Source organism: Cysteiniphilum sp. (assembly GCF_057495195.1).
In genome coordinates this window covers 1-10,770 of record NZ_JBXTEF010000097.1, presented here as the reverse complement: position 1 = coordinate 10,770, position 10,770 = coordinate 1, and the positions used below count along the sequence as shown (strand labels likewise).

At 39.5% G+C, this 10,770-nt stretch carries 10 protein-coding genes; all 10 read right to left on the bottom strand.

Annotation, left to right across the window (positions count from 1 at the left end):
• Positions 1 to 73: 73 nt before the first annotated feature.
• Positions 74 to 874 carry a UvrD-helicase domain-containing protein gene (locus ACY10D_RS09085; protein WP_487000423.1) on the bottom strand — a complete coding sequence of 267 codons (801 nt, stop codon included), beginning with the start codon at positions 872 to 874 and terminating at the stop codon, positions 74 to 76.
• Positions 874 to 2,934 (bottom strand): type IV secretory system conjugative DNA transfer family protein, encoded by a 2,061-nt coding sequence (locus ACY10D_RS09080; RefSeq protein ID WP_487000422.1) that lies wholly within the window; start codon positions 2,932 to 2,934, stop codon positions 874 to 876. Before ACY10D_RS09080 ends, ACY10D_RS09085 begins: the two co-directional genes overlap by 1 nt.
• A 10-nt stretch (positions 2,935 to 2,944) precedes the next feature.
• Positions 2,945 to 3,562, bottom strand: coding sequence for an outer membrane beta-barrel protein (locus ACY10D_RS09075; protein ID WP_487000421.1), 618 nt, complete (start codon positions 3,560 to 3,562; stop codon positions 2,945 to 2,947).
• Positions 3,563 to 3,628: 66 nt separating this feature from the next.
• On the bottom strand, positions 3,629 to 4,123 hold the full coding sequence (locus ACY10D_RS09070) for a single-stranded DNA-binding protein (protein WP_487000420.1): 495 nt from the start codon (positions 4,121 to 4,123) through the stop codon (positions 3,629 to 3,631).
• Positions 4,124 to 4,135: 12 nt separating this feature from the next.
• On the bottom strand, positions 4,136 to 4,693 hold the full coding sequence (locus ACY10D_RS09065; protein WP_487000419.1) for a hypothetical protein: 558 nt from the start codon (positions 4,691 to 4,693) through the stop codon (positions 4,136 to 4,138).
• 292 nt (positions 4,694 to 4,985) lie between these two features.
• The gene (locus tag ACY10D_RS09060) at positions 4,986 to 6,086 is read right to left on the bottom strand and encodes an ATPase, T2SS/T4P/T4SS family (protein WP_487000418.1); all 1,101 of its coding nucleotides are present in this window, start codon (positions 6,084 to 6,086) and stop codon (positions 4,986 to 4,988) included.
• 274 nt (positions 6,087 to 6,360) lie between these two features.
• Positions 6,361 to 7,782 carry a TraB/TrbI/VirB10 family type IV secretion system protein gene (locus tag ACY10D_RS09055; RefSeq protein ID WP_487000417.1) on the bottom strand — a complete coding sequence of 474 codons (1,422 nt, stop codon included), beginning with the start codon at positions 7,780 to 7,782 and terminating at the stop codon, positions 6,361 to 6,363.
• 11 nt (positions 7,783 to 7,793) lie between these two features.
• Positions 7,794 to 8,639, bottom strand: coding sequence for a TrbG/VirB9 family P-type conjugative transfer protein (locus ACY10D_RS09050; protein WP_487000416.1), 846 nt, complete (start codon positions 8,637 to 8,639; stop codon positions 7,794 to 7,796).
• 75 nt (positions 8,640 to 8,714) lie between these two features.
• Entirely contained in the window at positions 8,715 to 9,605 is an 891-nt protein-coding gene (locus tag ACY10D_RS09045; protein ID WP_487000415.1) for a VirB8/TrbF family protein, read from the bottom strand.
• A gap of 40 nt (positions 9,606 to 9,645) precedes the next feature.
• Positions 9,646 to 10,692, bottom strand: a complete 1,047-nt coding sequence (locus ACY10D_RS09040) for a TrbL/VirB6 family protein (protein ID WP_487000414.1) — start codon at positions 10,690 to 10,692, stop codon at positions 9,646 to 9,648.
• Positions 10,693 to 10,770: the final 78 nt, after the last annotated feature.

The following is a 10,770-nucleotide window of genomic DNA, read 5'->3' as shown; positions in this document are numbered from 1 at the left end:
TCGAGCGTAGTGAAGTGAAAGTTTCATGCTGCGTTCTTCGAGGAGTCGCACTCAGCAATGGGTGCGGCTTACTCTACGGAAAGCTTTTTAGCATAATCTCAGGACTAGAGCCACGCCACGCATAGATTGATTGGTTAACATCACCAACCACCATGATTTTTGTATCTTCACCAACAAAGTAATTGATAATATCCATTTGACACACATTAATATCTTGGAACTCATCAACAATGACATATTCAAAACGACTATTAAGCACATCATGGAGTAAGTCGGGCGTTTGCTTAACCGCTGTCACTGTGTCATAAGACCAATCAACACTAAATCTTAGCTTGGCTTCATGTCTTAATTTTTCGTACTCATGAAATAGCCTAACCTCGATGCAGTCAGTTTTTCCCATGTAATGCACCTCGTCATCATGGCGTGATTTAATCCATTCGATAACCTCAATAAGGTACTGAATATTACTGCTCGTTTCTTTTACTTTATGCTTATTCAAAGCTGCCTTAATTAAAGGATTCTGTAGCCTTGCATCATTAACTAATATTCTATACTCAGGTATTACCTCACTTGATTGTAATAGCATAATTGTTTTGTAACTTAACGATGACAAGGTGCGAATCTCAGCTAAACGATCTTTGTCAAAATCAGCGCTACTACTAGCCATTTTTAAACGTAATCTGTTTTGAAAATCCTCACGTGCTGTTTTGTTAAACATCAACACTAAAACTTTTTTGGGATCAATGCCAGAACTGGCTAACTTTTCGATAAAGGAAACCATGACAGTGGTTTTACCACTGCCAGCTACAGCATTCACTAGCGCATGACCCGATGAGTGATTAATAATTGCTTGCTGTTCTTCTGTAAAGCTCATCACCAGCCCTCTTTCTCTTTTTCAGGTTGTTTGTTGTCAATCAAATTATCTATCACTGCGATATTCTCATTGTTTTTCTGTTTTTCCCTTTGTTCTTTTGCTTGTTTACGCAAGTCATCCTCTGGGTTAGCTACTACCACTTTTTCAGGCACTTTAGGCAAAATAGGTTTTTGAGTTGGCAGCAAATTATCTTGGTTACCATCGACCTCACAATTATTGAGAAATCTATACTTACGATCTTTGAAGTAAAAACGCTTGGTTGCTTTAATCATATAGCGACCATCAACCTGTATTAATAGGCGATTATCTGGCATGTACTTAACATCATTAAATTCAAGTAAGTTGCCCTTTTCCATATGCTCACTTACATTGACTTGACCCCATGAGCCTTGACGTGATTTTGTTTTGTATTTCTTGGTAATACGACCCGACATTTTCGAGATATACTCTACATCGTCATCATCCGATGGGGTAAATAGCAATTTGTTTTTAGTATTCAAAAACGCTTTCATTTCTCGATCTGAATATAAATCCCCTGCCTGATCTTTGTATTGGAAATAGAATGTAATACGCAGCTTATACTTTCTAAGGTAGGATGCCCCTGTCCTTAAATTATTAACGCGCCCCATATTCCCTGTTTCGTCAATATTACAAAAGACTGCGTAAGGCTCATCTTCTTTTGGCTCATTTAATGTCATTTGATGGGTTAGCTCTTCCCAGAACATAGTAACCAATGGCGATATATACTTCATTTGACCTTGTGGCACCGTAAAGAACACATCCATTTTTATGCGTCTTAAATCAGATAGATTAAAGTCAGAATAAGCCGTTGCTGCACGTATGATAGGGTTGAGGTATAGCCCTAAGTGCGCATCCATATTGAATTTCACGCCACTTCTTGTTTCTTGCGCCTTAACACTTAAATACGCATTCGCACGTACTTTAAATTGTGCGTCTGTCTTTGGATTATCAATTTCTTTCTGCAACCACTCATCAAAATCACCACGACAGCATATTTCAGCAACATCGCCTAATGTGCAATACTGTGTAGTGCTAATAAGATAAGCTGAAACACATTCAATCCCATTACGCGCTGCATACGTCCAGCTACTATCATTGCCGCCTTTATTTTCAGGGATAATTAAAGCCGCTATGCGTGATAGCTCACCATAGCGCTGTGCTTCATCTAACTTGCAAACATCATGGTAAATATTCCATCTATTTGTTTTAAATAACCTGTTGAGTGGGTCAAATTTAAAGACTGCGCTTTTTTTAGTGTTGCGTAAGTAACGAGAAGTTTTATTGTACAACTCACCTGAAAGATCATTGCTAACACTGGAGCCTTGCCACTCAATCAAGTTAATCACGCCATAAGTGGATGATTTACCACTACCAGATGGTGCTAAGATTAAGACATGCTCATAGCCATTAGCATATACCTCTTTGCCTAACCACATCGCTAAAAACAAAGATTCAACCTGCTTTTTAAGCATGTTATATTTAATTAAATCCACGACATTGGCAAAACGTGCATTACCATGTACATTCGGCTTATTCACCCAATAACGAATAATACTGGCGTAATAGACACCCGAAACCAACAAAAAGGCAGCATAGTAATAATAGACAGGCTGCATCATTGATCCCGAATAATCACCAAGCTCGCCTAGCTGATAATGAAAAAAGACAAAAGGCGACAGTGTTAAATCTACATGCTCAATCAAACTTAAAATGATATTTCCAAGGATAGCACCGACAATAAAAGTCACTGGAAAGCCTAATACAATTTGACCTGAGCGCTTGCCTGTAAAAATGGCATAGATACCATAAGCAAGTGATAACACTAAAACGAAAGCATAGACTAACGCCCAGATCAGCCCATACTGAATAATTTGATACTCATTGATTAATGAATGCGGAAAGTGAAAAAACTGAATCCCTAGAATATGTGACGCTATCCAGATGCAAAACTCATTGATCATTAAAATAGCAATAACAAGAGATAGCCACATTTTCCATGTGAAGCTAGATAATACCTTAAGTTTTGACAGCGTAGCCATGCTTTACACCTCAAAAATGGTAATTGATAGAAACGCTAAACTGATTATTAGCAACCGTATCATGAGAACCATGCGCGGCTTTGCCGTCACCCTCGCCAAAGGTATAAAGCCAGTTTGCCGCTAGCTCAATGCGTGAAGATACATACACACCGACACCCGCACCAACAACAGGCAAGGCAAACCAGTTTGTATTATCGCCCATATTATTTGCCTGAATGAACTGCCAAGCCACACCTGCCTTGAGCTTTAAATCCATGTGTGGCACTGGCATATAATGCAACACAGTTAAGCCGTTTAACTGGTAATAATTGGCTGATGGCTCAGCGCCACCACTTGATGCCCACTTATCAGAGCCTAAAGAATTAAATTGAAACTCAAAACCCCAGAATAATTGTGCATAGTCATCTAATGGGCGCTTATAGCCGATCAATGCACCAAAGCCAATCGGTTGCTTATCACGGTTTAGGGTTGGGTTTGCGTCTGCTGTTTTGTTGTAGCTCAGCATGGCACCCACATAAACAGGTGCTAAGGTGTAAGGGTCATCGTCTGCGAATGCCTTATTGCTGATAACCACGGTTGATAATAACGCTAAAGCCATTGTGTTAAATCTATTTAATTTGCTCTTCATTTTTTTACCTTTTTCCATTTCGCCTTTTGTGTTGAATCTGGTTATTGCCTCTGCTTCTTAGTCAATTTAGAAAGGCGGTGTATCTTCCGCTTGCTCGATCTCTTCCATACTTGGCGTTGATGTTTGATGACTTGCGCCTGATTGCGCTTGCTCTACTTGATCACTTGGTACTTGAATATGTGACGGCACATAATCAGGCATTGGTGCTGCATTATGATTTGCGCTGCCTAGCATTTGCATGTCAGTCGCCACAATATCTGTAGCATAGCGATCTTGTCCTGTTTGCTTATCTTGCCATTTACGTGTTTTCAATTTGCCCTCAATGAATATCAAATCACCTTTTCTGACAAACTGCTGTAATGTTTCAGCCTGTTTGCCAAAAAGTGCCACGCGATGCCATTCAGTTGTATCGATGAATTGACCAGTTTTTGCGTCTTTGTAGCCGTCATTAGTGGCAAGTTGAATATTTATCATTGCCATGCCTGATGGCATATATTTCAACTCTGGGTTGTGTCCTAAACGTCCGATAATCGTTACTCTATTTAATGTACCTTGAGCCATGTTAATTTCTCCTTAGCTCTGTGATTGGTTAATATATTGCTTAATGATGCTTTCTTCTTCTGGGGTATAGTTTGCGATTAACGCGCTTAAATTGTTATATTCTGAGTTAATCGTGCTTAATTGATGGTTGATGAAATCTACATATTTTTGATGCTTTTGCTTTGTGTAGACCTCTCTTGTATCAGGCTTGCCAAAATCGTTTAAGTCTTGTAATACGCCATACAATAAGTCTCTATAGGGGTCATGCTCTACGTCATTATGGTCGGTTAGATTATCCATATTCTCTGCAAATGCACTCAATATATAAACACACGTGTTTAATAGCTCACCATACGCACGATGAATACAAAACTTAAAAGGCTCTGGGTAATCCTTGCTTATGATTTCAGAATCACTTTTTTCATTTCTTTCACGGCTTTCGCAATGCGCTTCTTTTTCTTCCTCAGTAAGTTTTCTAATAGTGACTGATGGCACGCCCCTATGCGTCACAGTGACTTCTTCAGCACTTTCTTTTACCTGTGTTATTATTTTAAGCGGGTTTCTTGCAAACTCTGCTTTACCTATCTTCATTTCAAGCCCTCTACAATTTTTGGTGATTTTTCCAAGAAGTATCCTATGCTAGCAACGACAGTAATATATGTAATAGACCAAGACCCCGGATGACCTGATTGAACATCTAAAGTGAATAATAAGAAAACAGTAATTGCCACATGTAAGACGCACCAATAATTACAAATAATTCTATCTTGCTTGTTTTGATGTTCTGTTAACAAGCGCGACGGAATAAATGCTAGATAGAATTGTCGTTTTATTTTGCTGTATGTAATGTTTGTTGATCTCATATTAAAATCTCTTTGTTTTTCTATAACTTCAAATGTCCGTACTTATACCAAATCATTGTCGCTAAACGCCCATCATGAGATTTGCTTAGCTGAATGATTACATCAATTGCCGCTTTTAACTCGCTTAAGATTTCCTCATCACGCATCACAATTTGATTGTGTTTGTATAGTCCTGCCATACGTGAAAATGCACCGCGTGGGTTGTTGGCGTGAATCGTGGTGATTGACCCCTCGTGACCTGTGGTACACGCTGCCACAAAGTCCATAATCTCACCGCCTATAATCTCGCCCATGATGATGCGATCAGGACGCAAGCGCATACAAGACTTAACCAATGCCTGATTACTGATATTAGCAACGCCCTGTTCACCTTTTGAGGCTTCCAAACGTACAACATTTTTTTGTGTTAGTTCAAGCTCGCGCGGTGATTCAATGGTGATAATGCGATCTTCTGCATCGATTTCCTTTAAAGCGGCATTTAAAAAGGTTGTTTTACCTGAGCTTGTACCACCTGAAAAGACAATATTTTTTCTAAGCTTAATGGCTTTAACAATAAAATCGCGTATCTCAGATTGTACTGCTATAACGTTATGGGATGAGGTGCTAACATAGCCCTCTACTCCTTTACCTTGAATCGTCTTTTTCGCGATGCTTTGGTACATTTCTGCTAATTCGTATTCAGTGTCATCGATCAATTGCGCCTCATCTTCTAAATCAGTAATAAAGCGTGTTCGCCTAAAAAAGTCCGTTTCTAAGTAATCACTTAATGAAAAATCACGCACCACTTTACGCCTGATAGACAAAGTAAAATCTGTTGCTGTAGGTGGCACAACTAACGTCACCCTTGAGCCATCAAGCAAAGAGCCATACAAAATAGGATGCTCAGAACTAATGACCTGATTGTTAGCCGTTGCGATCACTTGAAATAAGCTTCGCAAATAAGAAAAGGTAAACTCTGGTACATCATAAGCGGTCATCTTGCCATTTTTCTCAATAACGACCTCGCCCGCACGATTAATTAATACCTCTGAAACCTTATCATCCATTAGGTGTTCTTTAATGGGGGCAAGCATTAAGCCCTGTCCTGCTAAGTTAAAATCTAACTGTGGTTGATTGTCCATAGCTTGAACCTCACATAACTGGATATGCACTAGGGGACAAAAAACCTAGATACTGTAAAAAGAACATAAGCACTAATGACACAAAAGAAGCAACACCCAGTAGACTTAGAACCTTGGGGCGATTAAATAATCTACTGAACTTTGTATATAACTTTTTCATCGTTACCCCCTCAACATTTCAGATATACCACTAGGCGGTAATACGCCCAGACACTCTAAGAAGATTACAAGCGCCACAAGACAGATAAGAACAAAAATAATTAGGTTTGCCATATCATCCACCGATTAAACCGTAAAAATCTAAGTCATGCGCTACAAAGACATTAATTTTTGTACCTTGATCAACGTACATTGTCGGGGTTAAATTAATGTTTTTAGCCAAGACCTTATTAGAAACTTGACCAAATGACTGTGTTATCGCTTGTCTGTATTGATCTTCTGTTGTTGGGTATAGATTACCACCACCGCCACCAACAGAAGCCGATGCGCCAATCAATGAGATAATCGCTGCCGTACCAAACATTTTGAAAAAGTGCGAATCAATATAATCAGCCGCTTGTCCAGATCGCCCTAATTCGTCCGTTGAGCCTGAATTAATCATTACCGAAATGCCGTCAGGCGTTATTGCTCGATTCCATATCGCAAAAATGCGAGTGCTTGCAGCATTACCGCCACCAGCGCGAAACTGCCCCACTAAGCGACTGCCAACAGGTAACAAAATACGTGCGCCAGTGTATGAATAAACTGGGCGGGTAATTGTCGCTTCAATCATTCCTGCTAGCTCGTTATCAATCGCTGTGGTTAAAACCGCATGTAAAAACTCACCTTGTAAAACCGTATAATCAGGATGTGCTAATTTCTCAGCCTTAACACTGCTATACTGGGTTGATTGAGAATTAGCAAAATCAGACCCCGCACTACCACTTGATAAACCGCTTACAGGGGCTTTATCACCACTCTTAGCTGCCAAAGCTTTTTGTTGTTCTGCTGTTAGCTTCTGCACCTGAAAATTCATTTGCATAGGCGCATTCATACGCACTTGAATCTCTTTGGCTTTTAAGGCTTTTTCACGCGCTAAGGCACGAGCATCTGCATCATCACGAGGTGCTTTTGCTTCTGTTTGTTGTGGTGATTTATCCGTGCCAACGTATTTAATCAACTGCTTTTGTTTCTCGCCTAATGTTGCAAGCATTCTGGCATTAGCATCTTGCGTTTGCTCCAAACCGTAAGAGTTATTTTGTGTCTGATCTTTCTGCTCTGGTGCTTGGCTTTTTTTGCTACCAGAAAAAAGATAGATCACCACAAAGACCGCAACAATAACTAAAGCCGCGGTACCTAGTCTATTGCGTTTTTTCTGCTGATTATTGGCAGCAGCCTTAGCACTTTTGCCACCCAAACCAGAAGCTAAAGAATCCTCGCCATCTTCCAGCGCATCTAAAGGGTTTTCTTCTTTTTCTGTTTCTTTTACACCCTCTGCGTCTTTTACCTCTTTTGCTTCTTTTGCTTCTTTTACTTCCTCTGTGTTTTCTCGATTTTCTTGATCGTCTTGTCTCCCCTCTAACGATTTTTCGCTTGCGTCTTTTTGATTATCTTGATGATCAAATTTTTCGGCTTCTTCTAATTGTTCTAAGCTTTCTAAATGATCACTTTGATTTTTTTGATTTTCTTGGTCATCTCTTTTGTTGTCATCACTCATCACACCACCCCTTAGCTATTTTTGTTTAATTTAGCAATGGCAGGATTGTTAAACAGTGATGCCACATGGTACTTACCAAAGCGCAACGTAAACTGAGGTGCGACACGCTGAACAATCACATAGTTGCCTTTGCGTCTAACATTGACTACCGCCTCTTTGCCCGCCTTATTGTCTACCGCAAAAATAGCGGGCTGTGGCGTATCTTTTCTAAACTCAAAATAGGTAAAAGTGCCATCATCGTAAACATGCAGCGGCATAATAGAACGATCACCGTTAAAGGTGTAATCCCAGTTGTACTTGTCAGGTGCCGCATAAGCCGATAAAATCGCGTCTTTTTGTTGCTTGGTGTAATCTTTTTCAGCCTTAATTTTAGCCGCTTCCTCTTGTGGGTAGCTAAAGTTAATCGCATACGTTGGCACGTGTTTATCATCTTTAGCTAATGCATGAAGATTAAAAAAGTACGTGTGCTTATTCGTAACTACCGTTAAATTGGTATCAGATGTTTCTACATTGGTTTTAATCAACATCATGTTCGGCTTACCATTGACCGCTTGCACTGTCCACGCAGCACTATCACCATTAGTTACCGCTTGTATCACTTCATCACTGGCAAAGGTAACAAGTGTGGTAAAAAATGGCTTGCCGTACACTGGCACAATGTCATTGTCTACAAAGTTAACCGCTTCAATGCTTTTAGTCGTAGACAATGGTTGCGGCTTGTTGTCCGCCAGTGCAGGGTTAATAAAGCCAAAAGAGCCTAAAGCGCAAGCGCTTATGCCCAGTAACGGTAGTAATGCTTGTGTCTTTCTTGTCTTAAGTCCTTTGTGATTGTCGTTACTATATTGTTTATTTTTCATAGTTTTTCGCCTTTTGTTTTCTACTTATACGGATTGTTAAAATAAATGATTTAATGTTTTTATGATCAAGCCTAACTACACGTTACTTTGACCGTGATAGCTAAGCGGTGCGCTTTGGTAGCCTGTCACGGTAAAGCCATCAAAATTAATGAACTGCGCTTCTGGGGTGCTTGGTAATCCTTTGTACTCCCAGTTAATAATGGCTTGCCACTTTTTACTGTCGATGACTTGACCTGTGTAATACTTGTCAATTATCTCAAAGGTAACAATTGCCTGATTTTGAGCATGTAGCTGCCCTTGATTATGCTTACTGTTGACCAGTTGAATATAATCGACATTGACCTGTCTAAATCCTTTCTTGCCTAGTTTTTCAAGCAAATTAGATGTTGAAACATGCCCTGCGTATTGATCAAACACCTGTTTACTTGATTGCGCTTTAATGTAGCTACCCGCAAGGTTAAAGCTTGTGATACTGTAACCCTCAAAGTTTTTAACATAGTGGTAAAGCTCAGATTTAATCTGTGCGGGTGAATGCTCAAAGTTATAATGACTATCTGCCATCGTGACATACGTTTGACCGTTTGCATCTTCATGCGCCAAAATTGGCACGATCTTACGCATGGGTAACATCGCCGCCATAATCACCAAAAGCAATACGCAAAAAATCGCAATATAGTTAAACGCCTTGCGATAACGATCACGTGACAACACCACCGAATCAAAGACATCATACTGCCAACCACGCGCTTGCTTGTAATAGTCCTGTATATTCTCTTTTAAGCTTACTTTGTGAATCTCAGTAGGTGTTGTATCTTGCGCACCTACCTTATTCAAACGCTCAAGTATCTGTGATTTTTTAGATACTTTGTCACTGTTACTTTTACTGTTTTTGTTTGTTTCTGCTTGATTTTTAGGGCTTTTTCGTTTTAATCTATCAAACAGAGTGTTTAATTTAATGTTCTTCATGGAATTCGCCTTTTGTGTTGGATTGGTTAAGCGCTCTAACCTAATTACCTTTGTTCATATTACTTTTAATCCGTTTTGCAATGTTTTGTGCAGCTTGTCTTGGTGCCGTGGCAGCAGAGTATGCGCCTTTTGCAGCGCCCTTACCTAAGCTAAAGAGATTCTTGCCCGCACTTAATCCTGCACCACCTAATGCGCGTGACATACTTAATCCACCAACAAGCCCCATCATAAGACCCATTCCAGTGCCGCCACTTGCTACACCTGAGCCAATCTGCATTGCCATTGAGTGAACTTTAGTCATTGCATAGACAGTAATAACAATGATTATTAAAAATGGAACAATACCCCACGCTAAGCCATGTACATCAATTGCTGCTTCTGCTGATTTCACTGGGATAACCCAAAAAATTAAGTTTGCCGCTAGTCCCATTAATGCACTGATAAATACAAGCAACAAAGAATGTCCTACTAAATTACCCATCCAATTAGTAAAGATGGATTTAGTCTTTTCAAACATCACACAAGGAATAATAGCGGGTGCTACAACAAATAAAATAGCTATCATTATTTTAGCTAACGTCATTTCTATCAGTGCAATAGCTATCATAATGGTTGTAATTAGCCAAACCATGCCACCATAAAAGAAAAATGAAAGGTGTGTTATACCGCCCTCGTTAAATAGTGCATTTGATATGTTTTCAAAGATTGTTGACATTAATTGCAATGCTGTTTCTACATTACTAACACCTGGAATCTGTATAGGATTTGCTTGCAGCAAAGCAGCACCCATTCCATTAATCACTGCGTCATTAAAAAACGTGACAATGTACTGTGAAAAATGCCCCCAATTCACTGCAAAAAAGTAAATAAAGGCAAACTTAAACGAGAAGCTGTAAAAGTCTTTTAACCTAACATTATCACTGGTGTAACACTGATAGCCCAAAAAGCCAATAGCCATGACCATAAGCACCCCTAAAGGTAACTGAATATAACTCATTAGCGCTTGATAGCCATTGTAAACATAGTTATTCAGCAGCGTATCAATTTCCTTGAAATAAGGTAATATGAATGCGTTTTCTAAAATCATGGTAGTGCTGCATATTCTAAATAAACAAATACAAAATGTAGTATAATAAATCCTTATAAAGGGCTGACTATTAAAGCG

What these genes read in the sequence shown, in the direction of transcription:
- ACY10D_RS09085 (WP_487000423.1), bottom strand. Translation starts at nt 874, where the DNA reads ATGAGCTTTACAGAAGAACAGCAAGCAATTATTAATCACTCATCGGGT.
- ACY10D_RS09080 (WP_487000422.1), bottom strand. Translation starts at nt 2,934, where the DNA reads ATGGCTACGCTGTCAAAACTTAAGGTATTATCTAGCTTCACATGGAAA.
- ACY10D_RS09075 (WP_487000421.1), bottom strand. Translation starts at nt 3,562, where the DNA reads ATGAAGAGCAAATTAAATAGATTTAACACAATGGCTTTAGCGTTATTA.
- ACY10D_RS09070 (WP_487000420.1), bottom strand. Translation starts at nt 4,123, where the DNA reads ATGGCTCAAGGTACATTAAATAGAGTAACGATTATCGGACGTTTAGGA.
- ACY10D_RS09065 (WP_487000419.1), bottom strand. Translation starts at nt 4,693, where the DNA reads ATGAAGATAGGTAAAGCAGAGTTTGCAAGAAACCCGCTTAAAATAATA.
- ACY10D_RS09060 (WP_487000418.1), bottom strand. Translation starts at nt 6,086, where the DNA reads ATGGACAATCAACCACAGTTAGATTTTAACTTAGCAGGACAGGGCTTA.
- ACY10D_RS09055 (WP_487000417.1), bottom strand. Translation starts at nt 7,782, where the DNA reads ATGAGTGATGACAACAAAAGAGATGACCAAGAAAATCAAAAAAATCAA.
- ACY10D_RS09050 (WP_487000416.1), bottom strand. Translation starts at nt 8,639, where the DNA reads ATGAAAAATAAACAATATAGTAACGACAATCACAAAGGACTTAAGACA.
- ACY10D_RS09045 (WP_487000415.1), bottom strand. Translation starts at nt 9,605, where the DNA reads ATGAAGAACATTAAATTAAACACTCTGTTTGATAGATTAAAACGAAAA.
- ACY10D_RS09040 (WP_487000414.1), bottom strand. Translation starts at nt 10,692, where the DNA reads ATGATTTTAGAAAACGCATTCATATTACCTTATTTCAAGGAAATTGAT.